This is a genomic window from Seramator thermalis (genome assembly GCF_004138125.1).
Classification (GTDB): domain Bacteria; phylum Bacteroidota; class Bacteroidia; order Bacteroidales; family Dysgonomonadaceae; genus Seramator; species Seramator thermalis.
In genome coordinates this window covers 91,369-118,313 of the sequence record NZ_RXHS01000010.1, presented here as the reverse complement: position 1 = coordinate 118,313, position 26,945 = coordinate 91,369, and the positions used below count along the sequence as shown (strand labels likewise).

Genomic DNA, 26,945 nt, shown 5'->3' with positions numbered 1-26,945 from the left:
AAAATGAGGAACGATCGTTGTCATCCGAAAAAGGTTATTCGACGTTAAAACGAACGACCTTTGTTCACGGATAAAACCTACTCGTCGCCGCGAGGAACGGCTTTTGACCGCGGTCAAAAGCCACTCTCCCTTAAAAATAGTTATCGAAAAAGAAGAAATATATCATGTTTTGTTAACGAACTAAGCATAGTAGTGGATGAAAAGTCGTTCCTCAATACGGAAAGTGACCTTTATCTGCGGTAAAATGCCGTTGGTCATTTTGGAAAGTACATTTTGTTCGCGGTCAAAAGTCGGTCCGCAAAATGGAAAGTGACAAATGTTGTGACGCAAAACCTACTCATCGCGTTAGAAAGTGTGAAAATCAATATAAAAGAGACATTTCGGCTTAATATCTATACATAAACATAAATGAACGTGAACAAATTTACGAATTGAAAAGAATGTGATATTAGGTGAATATTTGCAGTTATTTTTATTAGTTAACTAAAAACCTAACAAGTTTTGAAAACTTGTTAGGTTTAAGCGATTGATTCGTATAACAAGGAAGATAAACTATTTCTACGTGGAGCGATATTACTATTCGCAGAGCGAGTAAAATCTATTTAACAAATAGCTTTGGCATTCAACCCGACGGCTGAATTTTTCAAAACAGGGATACATTTCATGAAAAATCCGGAGTATCTTTGTCGTTTCAATCGTAGATATGCACGCCTATTTGTTAAGCATCAGTTCAAATTTTCAGGCGCGGTCGAACTTGACCGAAGCCCGACAAATGCTCGAAAATCTGTTTCCGGAAATTGTTTTTACGGAAGCTTTGACGACAAAGCCTCATAGCGACCATTACAAGCGCCCGTTTGTGAATGTTCTTGCCGTCGCCTATCATTCGGCCGGTGCCGACGAAATTAATGCACAGTTGAAAGAGATCGAAAAACGTTTGGGCAGAACCCCGGAGGACAAAGCAAAGGGTAAAGTGGTGATCGATCTTGATTTGATTGCTGCCGACGGCGAGATTCTTCGCCCCAAAGATTTCGAACGAAGTTATGTGCAGGACTTGCTTCCACAAATCGATAGCAAGGCCGCGCCTGCAAAAAAAGCAGTGAAACCGTTCAATTGAGACGACTAACCGATTTTACGCCTTTCACGGCACTCAGTTTGCGGATAAGTTGCTCGAGGATGGATGTATTTGCCAATGAAACAGAGATATTCCCCTGAAACAGTCCATCGTTGGAATCGATGCTGATCGAACGCATTTTCACGTCCGCCTCTTTCGAAATAATGGACATAAGGTTGGACACAATATTAATCTGATCGTTTCCGATTACCCTTAAAATAGTGGTATAATTTGAAGTGCCGCTCGATTTCCCCGACCAGCGGGCTTTAACGATGCGGTATCCAAACCGCGAAAACATATTTTCGGCATTCGGACAGTTGACGCGATGTATTTTAATGCCGTTGGAAGAAACAAATCCAAAAATCTCGTCTCCGAAAATCGGATTGCAACATTTGGCCAGTTTGTATTCGATTCCCGTAAGATTCTGATCGATGATGAGTTCGTCCTGTTCATCCGAAACTCGTTCGGGATTGAGAACAAAATTTTCGGCGCTCGCCGTGTTCACAGTGTTATAAGAAGCCGCATCCCGATTTTCGAGTTCCACATAGCGATCGATAACCCAATTGGCATCTATTTTTTCGGAAGCGATATCGGCATAAAAATCGGTTGCTGTTTTGTATTTCAGTTTTTTGATAAGCTGCATGAAAATGCCGTCATCCATCTCTATTTTGCGGTTTTTCATGCGGCGCGCAAGCATTTCTTTAGCCAAATCTGCCTGTTTGGCGGCTTCCTCTTTCAGCAGTTGTCGAATCTTGCTCTTTGCTTTCGAGGTTACCACAATGTTGAGCCAATCTTGTTTGGGAGACTGATGCGAGGACGTGTTGATGGAAACCTGATCGCCGCTTTTGAGAACATATTTAATGGGGACATTCTTGCCGTTGACGTTGCCCGAAACGCAACTTGCGCCCAGTTTGGAGTGGATGGCAAAGGCAAAATCGAGCACCGTGGCACCTTTGGGCAATCGAATAAGATCTCCTTTGGGCGTGAAAACGAAAATTTCCTCATCGTAAAGATCAAGACGAAAATCCACCAATTTTTCCTTGAGCTCAACATCCTTGTCTTCAAGTGACTCGCGCAGCGAATTGAGCCACCCGTCAAATTCGCTTTCCTCTTTCACTCCCTTATATTTCCAATGTGCAGCCAAGCCGTGTTCGGCAATTTCATCCATGCGGCGCGTGCGAATTTGCACCTCCACCCATTTCGATTCGGGACCCAGCACGGTAATATGCAGCGACTCGTATCCATTGCTTTTGGGGATGGAAAGCCAATCTTTCAATCGCTTGGGATTAGGCTGATACATATCGGTAACGATAGAATAAACCTGCCAGCATTGTGCCTTTTCCTGTTCTATCGGGGCATCGAGGATAATGCGGATGGCAAACAGGTCATATATTCCTTCGAATTCTACCTGCTGTTTTTTGAGCTTGTTGTTGATGGAATGTATCGATTTGGTACGCCCCTTTATCTCGTACTTCAATCCTGTCTGATCGAGGCGGGACTTTAACGGTTCGATAAATTCCTGAATATACCGGTCGCGCGAACGCTTGGTTTCATTGAGTTTGTGAGCGATGAAGTCGTACGTCTTCCGATCGGTATATTTGAGCGAAAGGTCTTCAAGCTCCGATTTGATGGAATACAAACCCATTCGATGTGCCAGCGGCGCATACAGATAGGTGGATTCCACCGAAAGGGCCAAGCGCGCAGCGTTATCCAAATTTTTGGCTTCGCGCATCTGTCGCAAATGTTGGGCAATAATAATGAAAACTACCCTGATATCTTCTGCCATCGATAGCAGTAACTTGATGTAGTTTTCCGATTCCACCGCAGCTTTTTTATCGCCGAATTCGTTGATTTTTTCAATCCCGCGCAAAATGATGGAAGTCTCTTCTCCAAACGATTTTGCGGCCTCCTCCATAGAGTAATCTCCTCGCAGAATAGGATGGTAGAGCAGGATGGCACAAACTTCGGGTTGTCGCACATTCAACTCTTCGATAGCCGTGATAGCCGTGCGAATTTCGGCCCACAACTTTTCGAATGCATCGGTTTCGGATCTTTCCAATGCCGAGAGTACCGATTTTTCGACAATGTTTTTAAGCTTCGTCACCTCTGCTCTATTCATTTTCTTGCGAAGAAACGAATAAAGCTGTTTGTAGGACTGTTTGAATGTTGATGTACCTTTTTCGGCCATTTCTGTATTTTAGCAAATTTATGTCGCAAAAATGCGTTATCGAGAAACAAAAATAAGAATTTTTCCCGCATTATTACAACAAATGAACCTAAAATACCGTTTCCAAAAGTCGTTCATTTTATTCTTTTTTGGGCTGCAGTTTCTTAACTTATGGTTATATTTGCAGCCAATTATGGGAGAACAATTCATATGATGCAGATTTAGCTTTTTATTGAAGATCACCAATTTTTTCCGAAAATATTCATAAACCGACATATCATTCGTAAACATGAAGAAATCGATTATTTTCCTTTGGATCGCCTTTTTGCCCTGTCTGCTTTTTGGCCAAAGCAAAGTTGAAACGCTGAAGCTGAATGACGGCTGGCAATTTTCGCAAACCGGCAAAAATCAATGGTACGACGCCGAGGTTCCCGGCTCCGTGCAACGTGATCTGATCCGTCACAAAGTGCTTCCCGATCCCTATTTCGGAACAAACGAAAATGAGGTTCAATGGCCCGAAAAAGAAGATTGGGATTTCAAAAAATCGTTTACACTCTCCGAAGAGCTGCTCAATCACGATGATGCCCTTTTGTTTTTCGAAGGGTTGGACACGCATGCCGATGTTTTCCTCAACGGATCGCGCATTCTCCAATCACAAAACATGTTTGTCGGTCACAAAATTTCGGTAAAGCATCTTCTTCGCAAAGGGGAAAATAATCTTTACGTCCGATTTTTTTCGCCCATCACCCGCATGTTGCCGGCAGCAGCTACGGCCGGGTTCGACTATCCGGCGGATAACGATCACGGAACGCCCAAGCTTAGCGTTTACAGCCGGAAAGCGCCTTACCAGTTCGGTTGGGACTGGGGAATGCGGCTGGTGCAGATGGGAATTTGGAAGCCTGTTACACTCACTTTTTACGATAAAGCCCGCATCGACGATTTTTTCGTGAAACAAACTTCCGTAACGAAAGAGAAAGCGATCATCGATAATCAGCTCGAAATTTATTCTATAGAGCCGCAACCTGTCAATGCAAGCATTACCATTGAATATGGATTGAAAGATGAATCCAAAAAAACCATTTCAAAAGACGTAGTGCTCAATCCGGGTAAAAATGTGGTATCGATTCCGCTTCAAATCGATCATCCCAAAAGATGGATGCCCGTTAATTGGGTCAAGCCTTATTTGTATGACTTTAGGGCAAAACTGTTGTTTGGAAATCAGGCAATTGCCGAAAAATCCGAGAGAGTCGGACTGCGCAAAGTGCAACTGGTTCAGAAAGACGACGAGATCGGGAAATCGTTTTATTTCGAAGTAAACGATATTCCGTTTTTCGCTAAGGGCGCCAATTATATTCCGGGCGAAATTCTCCGCACGCAGCAGGACTCGGCCTACTATCAGCGATTGTTCGACAATATTACTTCGGCCAACATGAATTTCATCCGTGTGTGGGGAGGCGGAACCTATGAAGACGATTATTTTTATCACCTGGCCGACGAAAAAGGGATTCTCGTGTGGCAGGATTTCATTTTCGGATGTACGCCCTACCCGTCCGACGATGCATTTCTGAAAAATGTGAGCGAAGAAGTGATTTACAACGTGAAACGATTACGCAATCATGCCTCGCTCGCTTTCTGGTGCGGCAACAACGAAATAGAAGAAGGATTGCGCTATTGGGGCTGGGACAAAAGATATACGCCTGAAACAATGGAGCTGTGGAAAAAAGGATATGATAAAACCTTCAGAACTTTGATTCCCGATCTGTTGTCGCAATACGACGGCACACGAAGCTATATTCACGGTTCGCCCTATAATTCGAGTTGGGGAAAAATAGAATCGTTCAAATCGAGCGATGTACACGACTGGGGATTATGGCACGGGCGAATGCCATTCGAGGCAATGGCCGACCGACTTCCACGATTCGCAAGCGAATTCGGATTTCAATCGTTTCCCGAGATGAAAACCATTCGCACGTTTGCCACCGAAAAGGATTTCGACATCAATTCGGATGTGATGAAAATTCATCAGAAAAGTGGCGTGGGGAACGTCATCATCAAGCAATATATGGATATGTATTTCCATGAACCGAAAAACTTCGAAGATTTCGTATATCTGGGTCTGGTAATGCAGGGCAACGGCATGGAAGAAGCCGTTGAAGCCAATCGTCGTGGCAGACCTTACTGCATGGGTGCCCTGTATTGGCAAATCAACGACGACTGGCCTGTAGTTTCGTGGTCGAGCATCGATTACTACAACAATTGGAAGGCGCAACACTATCGCATGCGCGATGTGTTTGCTCCACTCGCACTCGGCGTAAAATTCGCTGACAACAAGCTGAATTATTATACCATGTCGGACTACCTGAGCGATATCGACAATCTAAAACTGACCATTCAAGTGATCGATTTTTCGAAAGGCGTGGTGAAGGAATTGAAAGAAAAAGTGAACGCAAAAGCCAATTCGAGCCAAATCGTCAAAAGCATTGATGTTTCGTCGCTGATTTCGGAATCCGACAAAGCAAACACGGTCATTCATGCCTGGTTAAGCGACGCGAAAGGGAAAATGGTTTCTTCAAAAGATTACTTCTTTTATTGGCCTAACAAACTAAATCTACCCGAAACGAAGGTGAATTCCAAAATCGTCTATGCCGACGGCAAATATACGGTTACACTGTCAAGTTCGAAGCTGGCAAAAGATGTGTTTATCGAAATACCCGTACTCGGCGCCCGATTCTCGGATAACTTCATCGATTTGATGCCCGGCGAAAAGCGTGTTATCGAAATCACTTCACCCGAGCTCAAAGCTGCCAAAAAAACGCCGATAACCATCCGCCATATCAGGGAGACTTATTGACAAAAAAAATTATGAGATAGCTGAATGAAATCGCTCAAACAACTCTATCGCATCGGAAACGGACCATCAAGCAGCCACACGATGGGGCCCAAAAGAGCTGCCCAACTTTTTCTCGAACGTAATCCTCATGCTTCGCGCTTCGTGGTAACGCTTTACGGCAGCCTCGCTGCTACCGGTAAAGGCCACCTCACGGATGTGGCAATCATGGGCGTTCTCAATCCTATAGCACCGACTACCATCGAATGGCAAGCACAAATATTTTTGCCGTTCCATCCCAACGCTATGAAGTTCGAAGCAATAGGCGCAGACGAAAAAGTTGTAGATTCGTGGACGGTTTACAGTATAGGTGGCGGTGCGCTTTCCGACGGAGAAAAAATCGTAGGGCTCGACCCTGAGCAGGAGCGCGAAATCTACAATATGAATACCATTACCGAAATTCTTGCCTGGTGCAAAAAAACGGGGAAAAGTTATTGGGAATATGTAGAAGAATGCGAAGGGAATAATATATGGAATTATCTGCAGCGCGTGTGGGAAGTCATGCGCGCCGCCGTAAAAAGAGGACTCGACAACGAAGGCGTGCTTCCCGGGCCACTCGGGCTGCATCGTAAGGCTGCGAGCTACTACATCAAAGCCAAAGGCTACAAAGCATCGCTTCAATCGCGTGGTCTCGTCTTTGCGTATGCACTTGCCGTTGCGGAAGAAAACGCCGCAGGCGGCGAAATCGTAACCGCTCCCACTTGTGGTTCGAGCGGGGTGATGCCGGCGGTACTATATCATCTGCAGGAAATTCGCGAATTTAGCGATATGCGGATTCTGCGCGCACTTGCTACGGCCGGTTTGTTCGGCAACACGGTTAAAACGAATGCATCCATCTCGGGTGCAGAAGTGGGCTGTCAGGGCGAAGTGGGTGTGGCTTGTGCTATGGCGGCAGCTGCAGCAAGTCAACTTTTCGGTGGAAGTCCGGCACAAATAGAATATGCCGCCGAAATGGGACTCGAACATCATTTGGGTATGACGTGCGATCCGGTATGCGGTCTGGTTCAAATTCCCTGTATCGAACGAAATGCTTATGCCGCCGCACGAGCACTCGATGCCAATCTTTACTCGTCGTTCACCGACGGAATCCATCGCGTTTCATTCGACCGTGTCGTAGCCGTAATGAAACAAACCGGCCACGACCTGCCGTCGCTCTACAAAGAAACGGGCGAAGGCGGATTGGCGAAAACACATGAGTTTGATCATAATATTTTTTAAACAACAAGAAAAAACGCTCGGTTTTATGAAACGCTTTAAAGATATAACCGGGTTAAAGAAAGATTATAAAAAATATACGTTATTGCCGTTTTTTCCGTTATTAGTACGGAATTACGCAATATTCCAACTTTTTTTTGAAAGAAACGATGATAGATTACTTGAAAGGCGAAATAGCCGAGCTGACACCTGCGTCCATTACGATTGACTGCAACGGAATAGGATTTTTCGCGAATATTTCGCTAAATACTTACAGCATTCTCAACGGTGAAAAATCGGCAAAAATCTTTGTCCACGAAGTCATTCGTGAAGATGCGCATGTTCTTTTCGGCTTTGCCGACAAACACGAACGCGATATTTTTCTTTTGCTGATAAGCGTTTCGGGAGTCGGGCCAAGTACTGCGAGAGTTATATTGTCGTCGCTGAGTGCAAAAGAACTGGAATCGGTGATTGCTACCGAAAACGTTGCGGTATTGCAATCCGTGAAGGGAATCGGAGCAAAAACGGCACAACGCATCATTGTCGATCTCAAGGACAAAATCAAAATGACCGATTCGCAAGGCAGCATTCAATTGCCGACCAAAGCCGACTTGTCGGGCACTGGCCATGAAGCAATTGCGGCATTGGTGATGCTCGGATTTCCGCAAGTTGCTTCACAAAAAGTCGTTTCGGCGATTCTCAAAGAATCTTCGTCTCTTCCGGTTGAAGCAATCATTAAGGAAGCGCTCAAAAGATTGTGATTGCGTAATTTCAGAGAAATGCGCCCTCTTATCGCAGGCGCCTTTTGTCAATCGATAAAACGGCTTCTCTGAAAAGATTCGAATACATAGGTATTTTTTTTCTGTTTCTATTGATATTCAACGGAAACAGAAATCTTTTTTGTCAGGATAATGTCTCAAAAGATAGCACTGACATTCGGTTTCCCGTGAAGAAAACCATTGTCGAGAAACCGGAAGATCTTACCAAATCTACGGCCGTAGATTTGCAAACACCTTCAAATATTCAGACCAACGTCGAATTCGACCCGAAAACGAATCGCTATGTTTTTCGCAATATCATCGGAAATACGGTTATCGACGAGCCTTTCAGCATGACTCCGGACGAATATACGCGTTATAGAGTTCGAATGGCTACCCAAAACTATTTCAAAGAAAAAAATGCCTTTAATCACCAAACGAAACAGAAAGAGAACGAACCGCTCTCATTTTCTTCTCTGAGAAAATCCAATAATATACTTGGTGAAATTTTCGGCCCGGGAGGAGTGCAATTCAATGCTCGCGGCTCGATTGATCTGACAACCGGCATCAAACGAACGGTAACCGACAATCCTGTGTTGCCGGAGCATTCGCGTAAAAGGACGATGCTCGATTTCGACCAAAACATTCAATTGAACGCAGATGTGAAAGTGGGAGACAAAATCAATTTCGGCATCAATTACGACACCGAAGCCATGTTCGACTTCGATGCCAAACGCATTAAACTGGCCTATGACGGCAAGGAAGACGAAATCCTCAAGCACATCGAAGCCGGAAATGTGAGTATGACCACCTCCAACTCCCTGATCAATGGCGGTGCTGCACTTTTCGGAATCAAAGCCGATTTACAGTTTGGCAAATTGCATGTGAATACGGTGTTTTCCCAACAAAATTCAGAAGCAAAAACCGTAAGTTCACAAGGAGGTGTACAAACTACACCCTTCGAATTTGGAGCCGATCAGTACGATGAAAACAGACATTTTTTTCTCGGTTATTTTTTCCGTAATCAATTTGACAAGGCGATGAGCAAAGCGCCTTACATTCAGTCTGCGGTTTCGATTACACGTATCGAAGTTTGGATCACCAACAAAAAAGGCAATTATGATCAGGCACGAAATATCGTTGCTTTTGCCGATTTGGCGGAACACAGTACGATTCACAATCCCTTGTGGATGGCACAAGGTTCGATCGATATTCCCTCGAATGATGCAAACACACTTTACGGTCAAATGATTTCGTCGTATATGGGTGCTCGCGACATCAGTATGGTTGCAAACGTTTTGCCTGCGCAAATGATGATCGGAAGAGACTACGAGAAAATCGAAAATGCCCGTTTGCTTACCGCCTCGGAATATACCTTACAACCACAACTCGGTTATATTTCGCTCCGTACGGCACTCCAATCGGATGAGGTGCTGGCCGTGGCTTACGAATATACCTACAACGGAAAAGTTTATCAGGTCGGCGAATTCTCAAACAACGTGGGCCGCGAAACAAACGGAGGAACCTCCGCAACAAACGGTGCCCTCTTCTTAAAATTGTTGAAGCCGATTTCGTTTTCGCCTCAATCCTATACATGGCCGTTGATGATGAAAAATATTTATACCATCGACTACGGCGCTAAAAACATACTGGCAGACAGATTTCGTATGAACATTCTCTATCAGAGCGATACAACAGGTGTTTATCTGAATTATATTCCGGACGGAAACATTAAGAACAAACTGTTGCTTCAGGTGATGAATCTCGATCGGTTAAATTCGAAAGGTAACCCTTATCCCGACGGACAGTTCGATTATCTCGAAGGTTATACTGTTTCGTCCGCAAACGGGCAAATCATTTTTCCGGTCGTCGAACCATTTGGTTCTCATTTCCGCCAAATGATTGGAGATGATGCTATTGCTAAAAAATATGTATATCAGGAACTCTACGATTCAACACTCACGGTGGCACGACAGATAGCAGAAAAAAATAAATTCCGCATGAGTGGCGAATATCGAGGCACATCGGGCAGCGGCATCAGCCTCAATGCCATGAATGTTCAGCCGGGCACAGTGAAAGTAATCGCTGCCGGAAATACGCTCACCGAAGGGGTAGATTATACGGTGGATTACGTTTCAGGGAGTGTCAACATTCTCAATCAGGCGATTTTGGATGCCGGAACGCCGCTGAGCGTTTCGGTAGAAAATCAGTCGATGTTTTCGATGCAGCGCAAAACATTGATAGGGACTAACCTGCTTTACGATTTTTCAAAAAATTTCTCTCTGGGAGCCACCATTATGCACCTGTCCGAAAAACCGCTCACCATGAAAACCAACTTCGGAGAGGAAGCGGTAAACAATACGTTGTGGGGACTCAATGCCTCATTGCGAAAAGAATCGTATGTCATTACCAATTTGCTCGACAAGCTGCCTTTCGTGGAAGCGGTTGCGCCCTCGCAAATAACGGCTAACGCCGAATTCGCCCAAATCCTTCCCGGTCATTATACCAATCCCTATACCGGAAGTTATTCGTATCTGGATGATTTCGAAACCTCGACTTCCAATATCGATTTGCATTCACCCTATGCATGGACTCTTGCGTCCACACCTTTCAACAACACTTCAACCGGTTTGTTCCCCGAAGCGAGTTTATCCAACAATATCGATTATGGCAAAAACAGAGCCCAATTGGCATGGTTTTATATCGACGGAATTTTCACCCGAAAAAATTCATCGTTGACGCCACCACACCTAAAAAAAGATTTAGATCAACTTTCGAACCATTTGGTGCGTGAAGTGTACGAACGTGAAATTTACCCGAACAGGGAAACTGCTTATGGCGATCCGCCTACTATCCCGGTTCTCAACGTGTCATTCTATCCGAACGAACGCGGACCCTACAATTTGGATACCAATATCGATGCCAATGGATATCTGCTCAATCCATATAAACGTTGGGGCGGAATCATGCGAAAATTGGATGTGCGCGATTTCGAATCGGCAAATATCGGATATATAGAGTTTTGGCTAATGGATCCCTTTGTAAACGACACTCTGAAAACATCGAAAGGGGGTGATTTGTATTTCAATTTGGGCGAAATTTCGGAAGATGTTCTGAAAGACGGCAAGAAATTCTACGAAAACGGTTTACCACTGACAAACGACGAGACTGCAGTTGAAGAAACAGTTTGGGGCAAAGTTCCAAAAAAACAATCGACCGTTTATGCATTCGATAACTCTCAGGGAAGTGATTTGCGAAAAATTCAGGACGTGGGTCTCAATGGTTTGAGCAGCGAAGAAGAAAAATTGTTTCCTACTTATTCCGATTATCTTCAGCAAATCCAATCGAAAGTTTCGTCATCTGCGCTCGAAGCAATGAAAGCCGATCCTATGTCGCCATTGAATACGCCTTCGGGCGACAAATTCATGCCTTATCGCTGCACGGAACAGGACGAAAAGAAATCAAGCATTCTGAATCGTTACAAATATTATAATGGAACCGAAGGAAATTCGCTCGCTCCCTATGAGGGGCAGAATTATGCCACTGCCTCGCGCACAACTCCCGATGTTGAAGATATCGACGGAGACAACACGATGAACGAAAACGAATCTTATTATCAGTATAAAGTTCGACTTCGCCCGCAGGATATGCAAGTTGGCAGCAACTATATCGTGGATAAACGCGAAACAACGGTGCGTCTTCGTAACGGACAGGATGGGAAGGTAACATGGTATCAATTCAAAATTCCCATATCCGATTATCAAACTAAAGTCGGAAGCATTCAGGGATTCAAAACAATTCGGTTTATGCGCATGTTTCTTACGGGATTCGATGAACCGACTTTCCTTCGCATTGCTACACTCGATCTGGTTCGCAGCGAATGGCGAAATTACACGCAAAACCTTCTTACCGGAGGATCGGAAACAGGAATGGGCCAATTGGAAATATCAACCGTGAATATCGAAGAAAATGGCGATCGTACGCCGGTAAACTATGTGTTGCCACCGGGAGTAACCCGCATTCTCGATCCAAGCCAACCGCAACTGCGACAGGAAAACGAACAATCTATTTCGCTCAAAATAAAATACCTCGAACCGAACGATAGTCGATCTGTTTATAAAAATACAATTCTCGACTTGCGTCGATACAAACGATTGCAAATGTTTGTTCATGGCGAAAAAATGGCCGATGCTTCTGAGGACTTGTTTGACGGCGACTTCACTGTTTTTCTCCGCATTGGATCCGATTATCGTCAAAATTATTACGAATACGAAATTCCACTGCATATCACTCCTCCCGGAAAATATAATTCTCGCAATCTTTCCGACCAAAAAGCAGTCTGGATTCCCGATAACATGTTCGATTTTCCTCTGGAAGCACTGACAAATCTTAAATTGAAACGAAACTTCGAAAAAGGAGAAAATAGCAATGTAACTTATTTGACTCCCTATTCGGAAAGCGATCCCGACAAAACGGAGAATACAATAACCATCATGGGAAATCCATCATTGGCAGAAGTGAAAGTGATGATGATTGGCGTTCGAAATAAATCGAATTCGACAAAGTCGGGTGAAATATGGATTGACGAACTTCGATTGAGCGAATTCGACGAAAAAGGAGGTTGGGCTGCTCAAGGTAATATGAATATAGCTCTTTCGGATATCGGAACAGTGAATGTTCAGGGCAGAAAAGAAACGTCGGGGTTTGGGGCACTCGACCAAAGTTTGCTCGAACGTCGCAACAACGATTATTCCGAATGGAACATTGCTTTGAATCTCGATTTGGGACGTTTTTTGCCCAAAGAAGTGAAATTGATTGCTCCATTCTATTACAGCTATAGCAATCAGACCTCTATACCACAATACGATCCATTCAATCAGGATATTACGATGAAAAAATCGATCAATAGTTTGCACACAAATCAACAAAAAGATTCACTCAAAACCATTTCCATCGACAAAACCACCAATAAAAGCATCAGTATCAGCAATGTAAGAATCGATATCAAAAGCAAAACACCGATGCCTTATGATCCGGCGAACTTCAGTTTCGGATATTCGCAAAACATAAGCACGCTTCGAAATCCGGAAACGGAATATTTTTCGGCACAAGACACAAAACTACAGGCCAATTATTTCTACAACTCGGTGGTAAAATCGTGGGAACCTTTCGATGACATAAAAAGTAATTTGGGATGGCTAAAATTAATCAAATCTCTAAATTTCAATTATATTCCTAACAGCATACAGGCTAGCTCTACCCTTTCTCGAAACTATCAGGAAACGCAATTACGCGACGTGAATGCCTATCTTGCAGGAAATACTCAAACACAAAAGGAATATTTGTCGTTCAGCCAAAATTTTTTCTGGAATCGCGATTTTTCCATTTTATGGAACTTGACAAAAAATCTTGGTTTTAACTTCCGATCGGGAACTATTGCCGAAATCGAAGAACCTTATTTGCAGGTGAATAAAAAAATTAATCGCCCCGATTATGAAATCTGGAAGGATTCGGTTATGCAAAGCATTCGAAGCTTGGGTAAGCCCTACAACTACCAACAAACCGCCAATGTAACCTACACTATCCCCTTTTCACAAATCCCCATACTCGATTGGATTAACACAAGTGCAGTATATGATTCGCATTATCAATGGGAACGTGGGACACAAGTGGAAGGCGAACAACTTGGTAATATTCTGCAAAACGACTTATCACTCACATTGAATAGCCGATTCAATATGGTTTCGCTCTATGGCAAAATTCCTTTTCTGAAAAAAACGAACCAACGATTTGAAGCGCGACCGGCGATAAGGCAAAACCAACCGGATCAGTCGCAAAAAAAGTCGGAACAAAAATATTATGAAAAAACAATCGTTTTGAATCAAGATTCGGGGGTGATTATTACTCACGACCTGATGACGAAAAAACTTAACATTTCGGCTCAAAAAGACGGAAAATCTTTTCCTCTGTCCTATAAATACATTGACAATAGTCGAATTCGGATCACCTCAAAGGACACAGCCGAAATTATGATAAAAATCGTATCCAAACCCGAAGTCGAACCATCCCGCACATTATATGATATAGCCCAATATGCAGCGCGAGGATTGATGATGATTCGAAACATCAATCTTAATTTGGCCTATAAAACAAGAACCGATATTTACGGCTTCAAACCGATGATAGGTGATGCATTCGGACAAAAGCCCGAAAATGATGAATTTGTTCCCGGATTACCCTTCGCTTTCGGTTTTGAAGGGGGAACGCAATTCATCGACAAAGCTAAACAAAAAAATTGGCTGGTGACGGATGAAAACAACATTCAACCTGCCCTTTACAACGAAACTAAAAATTTTCGGACAGAAGCCGATATCGAACCTTTCCGAGGATTGAAGATCACGCTTGAAGCTTTGTACGAAGACAATCGTCGAACAGAAATTCGATATATGTACAACGATATGCCCAACATACATGGAGGTACTTTTGCTATCAGCACCATTTCGCTTGCTTCGGCATTCGAAAAATTTTCCGCAAAAGACAATTATCATTCCAAATCGTTTGATCGATTCCTTGCCAATCGTGATGTAATAGCATCGCGAATTCGCGAAAAATACCAAAGTTCCACCTATCCCGGTACCGGATTTTTGTCGGGCAACGGATTAGCAGGACAGCCTTTTGATCCCGTCAACGGCGACGTTAATCAAAATTCGGCTGATGTACTGATCCCCGCATTTCTTGCAGCATATACCGGCAAAAAAACATCGGGCATTGCGTTGACGGCTTTTCCCGATCTGCGCTCCACATTACCCAATTGGAGCATCACCTACAACGCCATCAATGGCTTTCCCATGCTTCGAGAGAACTTCAAATCACTCACGCTTTATCACAAATATTCCTCACAATATCGAGTTGGCAACTATAGCTCTTTTATCAATTGGGTTGCAACACCGGAAGACGACGATTTGGGATATATTCGCGACGCAGTGAGTGGAGCACCATTGCCATCGTCACCTTACGATATTTCCCACGCAAGTCTCATAGAAAGTTTCAATCCACTACTCGAAATTCGCAGTGTGTTTTACAACAACATGTCATTAAGCATCAGATACAATCGCACTCGGACATTAAACCTCAACATTCCATCCTACCAAATCGTAGAAACGGGCGATAACGATGTAGTGTTAGGATTCGGATACAGAATTCCCGACTTCAATCGTCTTTTGGGAATTAAATTAAATACGCAGAAGAATGATGACCGTCGCCGACGTTCTTCTCTAAACGCCAAAGACGACCCATCGAAAATCGAGGCTGACAACCTACGAAGTTCGTTCAACAACGATCTCAACATCCGTTTCGATCTTTCAAACAAGATCACACGCGCACTGATCCGTACCATTGAAGACGGTTTGACACAGGCAACCGGCGGATTGAGAACTGTCACCCTACAATTTTCGGCAGATTATTCCTTAAGTCGCTCACTCACTTTGAAAGCTTTTTTCGACAAAACAATACTTTCGCCACTTGTTTCGGCGACTTCATATCCTACTTCGACAACCAGCACGGGAATCAGCCTAAAATTCAATCTAAATCAGTAAAAAATGAGGGGCTATTTGTTCGCGATTATTCCATTTCATATTGTCAACAGATGAGGTAACGTCCTAAAAATAATAGCAAAGCCAAACAATTAACATTATTTAATAGCAACGAAAAGAGTAACAAATTCGTAACCTAAGATTATTTGGTTACATTTGCACAGAAATAGAATTGAATGCGGATGTTTTTCTTCGTTTTAAAAGTTTATTAAGACTTGAAAAACAATGATTTACAATCTTTACCGCAAAAAAACAGGTGAAGTCAAACAGTTATATTCGACAATAGAGAGGAGCTCGATAAGGGATAAGCCCTGTTTATTTTTTTGAAAAATTGAAAAGCAGCATATGCAAAACTTTTTCGAAAAATGCATCACGTTTAACGTATTCATTTATTTCAGAAATAACGAAACAGAGATGGATGCCCAAATATTTCGTAAACGACATAACACAAATTAAAGCGAAATCTGCATATGAAACAAGATGGGAATAAAATGGCGAAAACGCTTAATCTGATCGCCAAAGACCGCAAACGAACCAATATACTTCGTAAATTCGAACAAAATACAATCGCCTATCTCGTACAAAGAATGCCATCTTGGCTCACCTCTGACGGGCTTACGACAATAGGTTTTTTCGGAAATTTGACGGTTGCCGGAAGTTTTGTTTTGGGTGCATTCGTCAATCGTTATTGGCTATTATTATCTCTTTTGGGATTTTTAATCAACTGGTTTGGCGATTCTCTCGACGGACGTTTAGCATATTATCGCAATAAACCGCGCAAATGGTATGGGTTTTCTCTGGATGTTACTGTGGATTGGATCGGAACAATTCTGATCGGATTAGGCTTCATGATTTATGCTCCCGGAATTTGGAAATATACCGGATTCATTTTCGTAGTACTCTATGGATGGGAAATGATTACCGCACAACTTCGTTATAAAGTTGGAGGACAATACTCCATCGATTCAGGCATCTTTGGTCCCACCGAGGTTCGCTTGCTGCTCGCATTCATCATCACGCTCGAAGTATTTATACCCGGTTCAGTTCAATTTCTTGCTTCGGCGGCATGCATATTTTTACTTATATCTAACTTGATGGAAACAAGAAAGCTGCTACGATTAGCAGATCAACGCGACATAGAGGAGCGCCAAACAAAAGAACAAGAATTACAAAATAGAAGAAAAGAAAATGCGTAAGCAAATTCTCACTTTTTCAAAGGCCCAATTTTCTGCACTTGCAGGAGGATTGCTCGATTATGGCACCATGATCTTCGTTACCGAAGTGTTTCACATTCACTATACCATAGGTATCGTAATTGGAGGCATTCTCGGAGCTCTTGTAAATTTTTTTCTCAACAAAAAATGGACGTTCAATTCCGAAAATGAATCATATCAATCTTCACTTCCCAAGCAACTCCTGAAATTTACTGTCACTGCTCTCAACAGCATTTTTCTGAAATCCTACGGCACTTTTATATTGACTACGTTTCTCGTGCTCGATTACAAAATCACCCGAATAATGGTAGATCTCATTGTTTCGATATTTTTCAACTATACACTCCAAAAACAATGGGTTTTTAAAAAGTGCTCAATCGAAACACGTACCAATACAAATAAATTCGATTTCATGCAAGATTAAATTATTTTATTTACTCGATTGCCATTTTATAGTCTTGCACCTCAATCATTCCATTAATCATGGGGGGAAACTGCCATACTCTTATTTTTAACAAATACAAAAATACAGAACGTTGAAAGCGATTTTTATTAAATAATGTTGTTTTAATGAAGAATGAGGCTGTTTTTTTAATTTTAAGATGAAATGTTAAACAAAAAAGTGCGTAATTTGTTAAATGAAAAGATAAAAATGACGATCTTTGATATTTGAATATTGATAACTTTGGTAAGTGATTTTGAAAAAGTAAAATGAAAAAATCAACGATTTGGTTACTGGCGGTGATTATGTTCGTGGCGTTTTTGGCATTACTCTTTTTGCAGGTTAGATATATGCGGACAACAATGAATGCCCGAGCCGAACAATTCGATGAAGCAGTGAGAAGGAGTTTGAACAACGTATCGGTACAACTCGAAAAAGACCAGACCCTGCGATTTTTACAGGAAGATATGGCCGAATCACAAGATAGACTTTCGCGCTACGGGAATCAGACATTGTCGTCTTCAGAAAGCATCAACCCGCAACAGAGTTCTACCACGATCGTTCACCCTGACGGAACGTCAAGTATTACGATTGATCACAGCACGAGCCAGCCCAAAAATCTGAGAGAGCAATCCGGTTCGGGTGTTTTCATGTCGCCAAATGAGGGGGCAAACACTATTCCCAATACCTCATACGAAATGCAGCAAATGCTCTCGAAACGATATTTGCACGAACAGGCCTTGCTGGACGAAGTGATTCTGAAGATTATGTATCGTTCGAGTAATGAACCAATCGAAAAGCGTATCGATTTCAAACTACTCGATTCGTACATCAGATCGGAGTTGCTTTCAAACGGAATGAACGTTCCGTACAGCTTTCAGGTAGTGGATAACAACAATCGTGTGGTATTTTCGACGCCGGGTTTTTCCGATAGGGATAAAAGGGCCGTTTACACGCAAACTCTTTTCCCTAACGATCCTCCCGCTAAGTTAAACACACTGAGGGTTTATTTTCCATCGAAACGGGACTACGTTTCGGCCGAAATGAGATTTTTTGTTCCATCGCTCATTTTCACTTTCATTTTGTTGATCACGTTCGTTTTCACGATTGTTACGCTGTTCAGACAAAAGCGTTTGTCTGAAATGAAAAACGATTTTATAAACAATATGACTCATGAGCTGAAAACCCCGGTATCTACAATATCTCTGGCGGCACAAATGCTCAAAGACCCGTCTATTGTAAAATCACCCGAAGTGTTCAAACATGTTACCGGCGTGATCAATGACGAGACCAAGCGGTTAAGCTTCCAAGTAGAGAAAGTATTGCAAATGTCGCTCTTTGATCAGCAGCGCACAACACTGAAACTGAAGGAAGTGGATGCAAACGATATCATCGTCAATGTGGCCAATACTCACATTCTGAAAGTCGAAAGATTCGGCGGAACGCTCGACATTGATTTGCAGGCCGACAATTCGATGGTTAAAGTAGATGAAATGCACTTCACCAACGTGCTGTTCAACATACTTGACAATGCGCTCAAATACAAACGGGACGATGTTCCACCTCAACTAATGATCAGAACACGCAACGAAGGCAACAAACTGATCATCTCGATTGAGGATAACGGAATCGGAATAAGAAAGGAGGATCTGAAAAAAATATTTGAACGATTCTATCGAGTATCTACCGGTAATAGACACGACGTCAAGGGTTTTGGACTCGGTCTCGCTTATGTTCATAAAATCGTTACCGATTTAAATGGAACTATCAGAGCCGAAAGCGAAGTAGGTAAAGGAACAAAATTTATAATTAGTTTACCCGTAATAACACAAAAATGATATGGAAGAGAAATTAAAAATTTTTTTATGCGAAGATGACGAAAATCTTGGCATGTTGCTCAGAGAATATCTCCAGGCAAAAGGTTATGACACAGATCTGTTCCCCGATGGGGAAGCAGGATTTAAAGGATTCGTTAAAACAAAATACGATCTGTGCATTGTGGATGTAATGATGCCCAAAAAAGACGGTATTACGCTCGTGAAAGAAATCCGCACCATCAATTCTGAAATCCCGGTAATTTTCCTCACTGCCAAAAACATGAAGGAAGATGTATTGGAAGGTTTCAAAGCGGGAGCGGATGACTATATCACCAAACCTTTCAGCATGGAAGAATTGGTGCTGCGCATCGAAGCGATTATCCGACGCGTAAGGGGCAAAAAGACCAAGGAGCAACAGATTTACACCTTTGGTGGGATGACATTCGACACACAAAAACAATTGCTCACCATAAATGGTGAACAAACCAAACTGACCACAAAGGAATCTGAATTGCTGACATTGCTTTGCTCGCATGCCAACGATATTTTGGAACGAAACCATGCACTCAAGCAAATTTGGGAGGAAGACACCTATTTCAATGCAAGAAGCATGGATGTCTATATCACCAAACTGCGCAAGTTATTGAAAGCTGAACCGAATATCGAAATCATCAACATTCACGGTAAGGGCTACAAGCTTATAGTTCCTACCGAAGAAACCGGAGCTTCGGCGCAAGCTTAAAGAAGTATATCGGTCTATTCCAAAAAAGCCGCTCCTGAAGGAACGGCTTTTTTGTTTTCGCCCCACGCTTTACGTTTCGAAAAATCATATCTTCCTGAAAAGGATTATCGGGTAACTCAATGTCAAAACATTAAAAAAGACAAAGTACTTTGACTAAAAAATCGTACCTTTGTAAAAATTTCCGAAGATGCTATATTCTATGACCGGATACGGCAAATCTACAGCCGAACTTCCCAACAAAAAAATCTCTATCGAAATCCGCTCGCTCAATAGCAAGCAATTCGATCTATTCACGCGCATTCCGCTCATCTATAAAGAAAAGGAGATGGCTTTGCGAAACGACCTTTCCCGACAATTGGAACGAGGCAAAATAGATTTTTCGATGAATGTCGAAATCATTTCAAAAGATGTTTCGTCGAAGATCGATCACGATGTGGTGAGTCAGTATCAAAAAGAAATTAAAAACTTGGCAGTCGAATTGGGTATACCCGAACCTCAAGACTGGTTTTCAATCCTCATGCGCCTGCCCGATGTGATGAAACAGGATACCGAAGAATTGAGCGAAACCGAATGGGAAATCATACAAAAAGCTATTGACGAAGCAGTGCAAGGAGTTGTAAATTTTCGTCAGCAGGAAGGCGCCATGCTCGACCGTGTATTGCGCGAGAAAATTCGAAACATTCGCAACTTGTTGGATGCTGTCGATCCCTTCGAAGCCGAGCGTGTAGAGAAGGTAAAAAGCCGACTCATCGATTCGTTAAACAGCCTCGAAGGTGTGGAATACGATAAAAATCGTTTCGAACAGGAATTGATTTATTATATCGAAAAATTAGACGTGAATGAAGAAAAGACACGCCTCGCCCATCATCTCGACTATTTTGAAGAAACGATGAATGATAGGCAATCTCAGGGCAAAAAGTTAGGATTCATCGCGCAAGAAATCGGTCGCGAAATCAACACACTTGGTTCGAAATCGAACCAATCGGAAATGCAGAGAATCGTAGTCCGGATGAAAGACGAATTGGAACAAATCAAAGAACAAGTACTCAACGTATTGTAAATTGTAAATTTTAAAATGATAAACTCTATTTTTCAGTCCGAACTTCAATCCCAAGATTCAAGACGATAAATACGTAACAGTATAAATCATTTTCAAAACGAAAAATATGAGCAAGTTAATTATTTTTTCGGCACCATCGGGTGCAGGAAAATCCACGCTGGTGAAATATTTGCTCCAACAAGGCCTTCCTTTGCAGTTTTCTATTTCGGCGACAAGTCGAGCTCCACGTGGTGAAGAAAAAAATGGGGTGGAATATTACTTTCTCACTCCGGAGGAGTTTCGTGCACGCATTGCCAACGGCGATTTTCTCGAATACGAAGAAGTATATCCCGATAAATTCTACGGTACACTCAAGAGCGAAGTTGACCATATTTTACAGGAAGGCAAAAATGTGGTCTTTGATGTGGACGTAAAGGGTGGACTCAATATCAAAAAAATTTACGGCGATCGGGCGTTGAGTATTTTTGTGATGCCGCCATCCGTGGAGGAACTGCGTCACCGGCTCGAAAAAAGAGGTACGGATACCCCCGAAGTCATTGAAAAACGACTCTCGAAAGCCGAGTATGAAATGAGTTTTGCTCCCAAATTCGATGTCATCGTAATGAACGACGATTTCGATAGGGCCAAAGCTCAAGTGCTTGATCTTGTCAAAAAATTTATCGACAAATAACAATGAATCGACTCAATACCCTATTCTTCATCATTATATTTCTCGCGCCGTTTCTGCTTTTCGGTCAAAATATCCGAAAAGAAACGACAACCTATGCCGTAAAAGACGGATATGAACTAAAAATGGACATCTATACCTCCAATGACATCGGCGAAGTCAAAAAACCCTGTTTGATATTTGTATTTGGCGGAGGATTTAAGGAAGGAAGTAGAGACGCAAAAATCTATCACGATTACTTACAATATTTTGCCGAACGAAAATTTGTTGTCATTTCCATCGATTACCGTTTGGGAATGAAAGGGCAAAAGCCCCCCGGCCCCCTCAATACAAAACCGTTACGCAACGCCATCGATTTAGCAGTTTCCGATTTGTATTCGGCCACCAATTATGTGTTGGATCATGCCGATACGTGGAATATCGATACCCAACACATCCTCATCAGCGGATCGAGTGCCGGTGCCATCACTGTGCTTCAGGCGGATTACAGTGAACGAGACAATAAGCCAATAGCAGATATGCTTCCCGAAATATTCCGTTATTCGGGAGTGATATCGTTTGCAGGCGGAATTTTCAGTACCGAAGGATTACCGTCATATACGCAAAAACCGGCTCCTACCCTGTTCTTCCACGGAAGTGCCGATAAATTGGTTCCCTACGATAATACGCGTTTGTTCAAAATAGGAATGTTTGGTTCTAAATCGCTTACAAAGCGTTTCCGACAAGAAGGTTATCCATATCTGTTCTACAGCATGGAAGACATAGGGCACGCAGTAGCTGAATATCCTATGCAGGATTTCCTCCCTGAAATAGAAAATTTTATAAATGATTTCGTATTCGATCGCAAGCAATGGATGATCGACATACGATTCAAAGACAAACTCCGACAAACCGACAACAGCATCGATCCATCTTCTTATTACAATTGACGATTCTCAAAGAGAATCATTATCGATAATTATGCAAAGGTATATCGAAAAATATTTGCTTCCTATTGCAATGGTGGTCGGAATTTCATTCCATAGCTCCATCTCGATTCTCGCCCCGGCTACGCCCTATTTACTTGCCGTAATGTTGTTTTTTACGTACGCACGCATTTCGTGGCGCGACATACGAATGACACAATTTCACTACATGCTTCTGGCCATTCAATATATAGGGAGCGCACTTGTGTATGCAATTGTCCGTCCGTTTAATGAAATTTTGGCTCAAGCGGCTATGATTTGTATTTTAGCACCCACAGCAACCTCAGCGCCGGTCGTTTCAGGGATTCTCGGCGGCAGTGTTTCGGCCACTGCGGCTTATTCTATCATGAGCAATCTTTCGGTAGCATTTATTGCTCCCGTTTATTTATCTATTATCGGGCATACGGGACAAAGTGTACCTTTTCTCACTGCATTCGGGTATATTTTTCTGAAAGTAATGCCCACACTAATTCTCCCATTTTTGCTGGCATTGGCGTTAGAAAGAATTTCACCTGCAGTACATAAAAAAATACGTTCGGCTCAAATCGTTTCGTTCTATGTTTGGGCTGTTGCCCTCACTATTGTCATTTCCAACGTAACAAACTTCGTAATTACAGAATTCGATGGTAATTTTCGGCTCGAAATCTTAATTGCTGTCGTTGCTGCGATCATTTGTCTGCTTCAATTTTTCTTAGGACGAAAAATCGGGAACCGGCATCACATGACGATTGCCGGCGGACAGGGAATGGGACAGAAGAACACTATTTTGGCAATATGGCTCACACAGACCTATCTCAATCCTATCGCAAGTCTCGGACCCGGAATGTATGTGATATGGCAAAACGTGGTCAATTCCTGGCAAATCTGGAAGAAAAAACGAGCCGAAGAAATCAATCAAATTGAATAACTAATACGAAAACTTCCTCTGAACCTTTGAAATAAAACGGTTCAAAAATGAATTGTCTTACCAAACACTTTTGGCACTTTGATAACAAAATACCTGTGCCGCTGATCGACTTAATTCAGACAAAAAAAATTCTGATCGACTAAAATGAAGTGAAATTTTTGAAGATCGAGATTTGTCAAAAAATAAGTATGCCAACAATAAACGCCTAAAAATAAATTTTAAGCGTTTTTGATAAGTGGTGCCACCGGGAATCGAACCAGGGACACAAGGATTTTCAGTCCTTTGCTCTACCGACTGAGCTATGGCACCAACTTTTTTCGTTTTGCGAATGCAAAGATAGAAGTTTTTTTGCAATTACAAAACAATCATGACAAAAAAACTTGTTGCAAGCTCAATTTATTGGGCTATGGGATTCCAACCTTGTGCTCGAAGCGGCATTTCCACTCCATCGCGCGTCATCAGGTTACATCCCTTTTCGGCAGATGTAATATGACCTATGAGGTGGATGCCCGGAATCATCAGTACTTTTTCGTGCATTTCGAGAGGAACGGTAAAAAGCAGTTCATAGTCTTCTCCCCCATTGAGTGCTGCGGTTATCACGTTCATGTTGAAGGCTTCAGCCATTATTGCCGTTTGATAATCGATGGGAATGCGATCTTCATATATGACGCAACCCACGTTACTTTGTTTGCAAATATGCATCAAATCGGAAGATAATCCGTCTGAAACATCGATCATCGACGTAGGCATGATTCCGTTTTCCGATAACAATTTCACGATATCTTTTCTGGCTTCGGGCTTAAGCTGTCGCTCGAGCAAATATTCTTTGCCTGCAAAATCGGGTTCAGCCGTTCCACTTTCGCGAAAGACTATTTTTTCGCGTTCGAGCAGTTGTAACCCCATATAGGCTGCACCCAAATCACCCGAAACGCAAATTAAATCTGTATCGCGAGCGCCGTTGCGGTAAACAATCTCGGTTTCGTCGGCATAACCAATGCAGGTGATGCTGATGGTGAGGCCGGTGAGTGACGCAGAGGTGTCGCCACCTACAATGTCCACGCCATATACTTCGCAGGCAAGGCTCAGTCCTTCGTAAAAAGCTTCCAGATCTTCTACCGAAAATCGTTTGGAAATCCCTAACGAAACTGTTATTTGTTGAGGTTTACCATTCATGGCATAAATGTCCGAAAAATTCACCACCGCCGCTTTATATCCCAAATGTTTCATCGGAACGTATGTTAAATCGAAGTGTATTCCTTCAAGCAATAAGTCGGTGGTTACGAGTATGAGCTTACCTCCTGAATCAAGCACGGCGGCATCGTCCCCGATACCTTTCTTTGTAGTCGGCTGTGTTGGGGTTATCTGTTTCGTTAAGTGTTCGATTAATCCAAATTCGCCCAGGGTAGCAATTTCAGTTCTATTCATAGCTATTTTGTTTAAAATAAAATAAACGAGCAAACAATTTGTCGCTTTGTTCGCCCGTTTAATCGAATTCGGTAATATAGTTATTTCAGATCTTTTGAACAATAGCGCGCATGATTTCGGCCATTTTGGGTTGAGCAATTTTTGCGGCTTCCTGCACTTCTTCGTGAGATACTTCCACTATTTTTCCGGGAACGCCCAAATCGGTAATGATCGAAAATGCCAATACTTTCATTTTAGCATGGTTTGCTACAATTACTTCCGGCACAGTGGACATGCCTACGGCGTCGCCTCCGATTACGCGGAAAAATTGATACTCGGCCGGAGTTTCAAAAGTTGGGCCCTGTACGCCGACGTAAACGCCATGTTGCAGTTTGATGTTTTTTTCGTTGGCAATTTGCATAGCCATCATTCTAAGTTTTTTGTCGTACGCCTCACTCATGTCGGGGAAACGAGTGCCGAGCTCGTCATAATTCTTTCCGCGTAAAGGATGTTCGGGAAACATGTTGATGTGATCTTCAATAAGCATAATGTCGCCAATATCGAAACTCGGATTCATTCCTCCGGCTGCATTCGAAACGAAAAGATATTTAACGCCCAGCGCTTGAAAAACGCGAACGGGGAAGGTTACTTCTTTCATCGAATAGCCTTCATAGAAGTGAAAACGTCCCTGCATTGCCAATATTCTTTTGCCGCCCAAGGTTCCGATAATAAGTTTGCCGCTGTGCCCTTCGACTGTGGAGATGGGAAAATTTGGAATTTCGGCATATGGGATTTCGGTTTTGTTATCGATTTCGTTTGCCAGCTCTCCAAGTCCGGTTCCGAGTATAATGGCTGTGTTGGGAATTTCTCCTATCTTATTTTTGAGATAGTCGCTTGTTTGTTGTATAGTTTCTAACATGATGAAAAATTTTTTTATTAAAGGATTCTTTTTCTGATTTTTCCATAAATTTTATGCTGACAGGAATGTAATACAACATTGCTTTCATTTCATCAGGTATTTTCTTTTCGATAGATCGAAAGCGCATTGCATCCTTTTCGGTGGTAACAATTATTTTATCGTCATCCTCAATTTCATTCAATTTTTGCTGAATGGCTGCAATGTCATTTTCGCCGAAATTGTGATGATCGGGGAAAAAAAGAGAATACAAATTGTAGGTCTTTTTTTCGAGTTTCTCCACTAAAGGTTGAGGCGAAGCTATCCCGGCAACCAATAATACATGCTTTTTTCGCAAGTCGTAAAGATCGATTTCATCTTCGTTACCTTTTTGAGTGAAAACGGGTTTCAAATTGCCATAATCGAACGATGTGAAATAGAGCGATTGATAGGGAAACAGTTTTAGCCCGTTGCTGTAGATGCGAAAGTCGATCGGTTCCATTTCCGGATCGCATTTGGTAACGATGACCATATCGGCACGGTTTTTCCCCGAAAAAGGTTCACGAAGATTTCCTACCGGAAGCAGATGATCTTCATAAACGGGACGATTGCTATCCACCAACAAAATCGAAAGCGATGGAACGATTGATCGGTGTTGAAATCCATCGTCCATAAGGATGACATCAGGCCTTTTCTCTTCGGGCAGAGCCATCATTCGTTCAATGGCACGATTACGATTTTTGTCAACAACGACCAATGTTTGCGGATATTTCAATTTTATCTGCAATGGTTCGTCTCCCACTTCCGAAGAAGTTGATTGCGTGGTTACTTCCCGATACCCTCGTGTTTTACGTTTGTAACCTCTACTGAGCACGCCAACATTATATCTTGTCGATAAAAGTTCGATCAGGTATTCGATATGAGGCGTTTTGCCTGTTCCCCCTACAGTGATGTTACCCACACAAATGACAGGAATGTCGTATTTGGTCTGTTTGAGAATATGAGCATCATACAACCGGTTCCGAAAATCTACTCCAATCCCGTACAACCATGCCAATGGTTGCAGTAAACGACGTGTATCGGGTGGAGGTTGCGACAACATAAAATAAATAAAAATGTTTCG

The 26,945-nt window shown here is 42.6% G+C and carries 17 protein-coding genes and 1 tRNA gene; 13 read left to right on the top strand and 5 right to left on the bottom strand.

Features of this window, described 5'->3' with window-relative positions; translation table 11 throughout:
- Positions 1–703: 703 nt before the first annotated feature.
- Positions 704–1,114 (top strand): 2-amino-4-hydroxy-6-hydroxymethyldihydropteridine diphosphokinase, encoded by a 411-nt coding sequence (locus tag EJN84_RS08895; protein ID WP_129595090.1) that lies wholly within the window; start codon positions 704–706, stop codon positions 1,112–1,114.
- On the opposite strand, the gene EJN84_RS08890 is transcribed toward EJN84_RS08895, so the two are convergent.
- Positions 1,107–3,299: a RelA/SpoT family protein gene (locus EJN84_RS08890; protein ID WP_129595089.1), complete on the bottom strand. Its 2,193-nt coding sequence runs from the start codon at positions 3,297–3,299 to the stop codon at positions 1,107–1,109. The two genes, EJN84_RS08895 and EJN84_RS08890, sit on opposite strands and share 8 nt — an antisense overlap.
- 268 nt (positions 3,300–3,567) lie before the next feature.
- On the opposite strand from EJN84_RS08890, the gene EJN84_RS08885 reads away from it, so the two are divergent.
- The 12 genes from EJN84_RS08885 to EJN84_RS08830 all read left to right on the top strand — a co-directional run bounded on the left by EJN84_RS08885 (position 3,568) and on the right by EJN84_RS08830 (position 23,523).
- Positions 3,568–6,129 carry a beta-mannosidase gene (locus tag EJN84_RS08885; RefSeq protein WP_129595088.1) on the top strand — a complete coding sequence of 854 codons (2,562 nt, stop codon included), beginning with the start codon at positions 3,568–3,570 and terminating at the stop codon, positions 6,127–6,129.
- A 24-nt stretch (positions 6,130–6,153) separates the two neighbouring features.
- Complete coding sequence (locus EJN84_RS08880; RefSeq protein ID WP_129595087.1) at positions 6,154–7,383, top strand: L-serine ammonia-lyase; 1,230 nt, start codon at positions 6,154–6,156, stop codon at positions 7,381–7,383.
- A gap of 146 nt (positions 7,384–7,529) precedes the next feature.
- The gene (ruvA, locus tag EJN84_RS08875) at positions 7,530–8,120 is read left to right on the top strand and encodes a Holliday junction branch migration protein RuvA (RefSeq protein ID WP_129595086.1); all 591 of its coding nucleotides are present in this window, start codon (positions 7,530–7,532) and stop codon (positions 8,118–8,120) included.
- A gap of 185 nt (positions 8,121–8,305) precedes the next feature.
- Complete coding sequence (gene sov, locus EJN84_RS08870; protein ID WP_238943986.1) at positions 8,306–15,712, top strand: T9SS outer membrane translocon Sov/SprA; 7,407 nt, start codon at positions 8,306–8,308, stop codon at positions 15,710–15,712.
- Positions 15,713–16,200: 488 nt separating this feature from the next.
- The gene (locus tag EJN84_RS08865) at positions 16,201–16,905 is read left to right on the top strand and encodes a CDP-alcohol phosphatidyltransferase family protein (protein ID WP_129595085.1); all 705 of its coding nucleotides are present in this window, start codon (positions 16,201–16,203) and stop codon (positions 16,903–16,905) included.
- Complete coding sequence (locus EJN84_RS08860; RefSeq protein WP_129595084.1) at positions 16,898–17,347, top strand: GtrA family protein; 450 nt, start codon at positions 16,898–16,900, stop codon at positions 17,345–17,347. Before EJN84_RS08865 ends, EJN84_RS08860 begins: the two co-directional genes overlap by 8 nt.
- 287 nt (positions 17,348–17,634) lie before the next feature.
- Positions 17,635–19,203 (top strand): sensor histidine kinase, encoded by a 1,569-nt coding sequence (locus tag EJN84_RS08855; RefSeq protein ID WP_129595083.1) that lies wholly within the window; start codon positions 17,635–17,637, stop codon positions 19,201–19,203.
- Between the two features lies 1 nt (position 19,204).
- Positions 19,205–19,924, top strand: a complete 720-nt coding sequence (rprY, locus tag EJN84_RS08850; RefSeq protein ID WP_129595082.1) for a response regulator transcription factor RprY — start codon at positions 19,205–19,207, stop codon at positions 19,922–19,924.
- Between the two features lie 187 nt (positions 19,925–20,111).
- On the top strand, positions 20,112–20,984 hold the full coding sequence (locus EJN84_RS08845; RefSeq protein ID WP_129595081.1) for a YicC/YloC family endoribonuclease: 873 nt from the start codon (positions 20,112–20,114) through the stop codon (positions 20,982–20,984).
- 106 nt (positions 20,985–21,090) lie between these two features.
- Positions 21,091–21,654: a guanylate kinase gene (gmk, locus tag EJN84_RS08840; RefSeq protein WP_129595080.1), complete on the top strand. Its 564-nt coding sequence runs from the start codon at positions 21,091–21,093 to the stop codon at positions 21,652–21,654.
- Positions 21,655–21,656: 2 nt separating this feature from the next.
- The gene (locus EJN84_RS08835) at positions 21,657–22,580 is read left to right on the top strand and encodes an alpha/beta hydrolase (RefSeq protein ID WP_129595079.1); all 924 of its coding nucleotides are present in this window, start codon (positions 21,657–21,659) and stop codon (positions 22,578–22,580) included.
- Between the two features lie 31 nt (positions 22,581–22,611).
- Positions 22,612–23,523: a bile acid:sodium symporter family protein gene (locus EJN84_RS08830; protein ID WP_129595078.1), complete on the top strand. Its 912-nt coding sequence runs from the start codon at positions 22,612–22,614 to the stop codon at positions 23,521–23,523.
- A 236-nt stretch (positions 23,524–23,759) separates the two neighbouring features.
- On the opposite strand, the gene EJN84_RS08825 is transcribed toward EJN84_RS08830, so the two are convergent.
- The 4 genes from EJN84_RS08825 to lpxK all read right to left on the bottom strand — a co-directional run bounded on the left by EJN84_RS08825 (position 23,760) and on the right by lpxK (position 26,924).
- Positions 23,760–23,832: transfer RNA gene (locus tag EJN84_RS08825), tRNA-Phe, on the bottom strand.
- 87 nt (positions 23,833–23,919) lie between these two features.
- Positions 23,920–24,948 carry a thiamine-phosphate kinase gene (gene thiL, locus EJN84_RS08820; protein ID WP_129595077.1) on the bottom strand — a complete coding sequence of 343 codons (1,029 nt, stop codon included), beginning with the start codon at positions 24,946–24,948 and terminating at the stop codon, positions 23,920–23,922.
- Between the two features lie 85 nt (positions 24,949–25,033).
- Positions 25,034–25,846, bottom strand: coding sequence for a purine-nucleoside phosphorylase (locus EJN84_RS08815; RefSeq protein ID WP_129595076.1), 813 nt, complete (start codon positions 25,844–25,846; stop codon positions 25,034–25,036).
- Positions 25,803–26,924: a tetraacyldisaccharide 4'-kinase gene (lpxK, locus tag EJN84_RS08810; protein WP_129595075.1), complete on the bottom strand. Its 1,122-nt coding sequence runs from the start codon at positions 26,922–26,924 to the stop codon at positions 25,803–25,805. Before lpxK ends, EJN84_RS08815 begins: the two co-directional genes overlap by 44 nt.
- Positions 26,925–26,945: the final 21 nt, after the last annotated feature.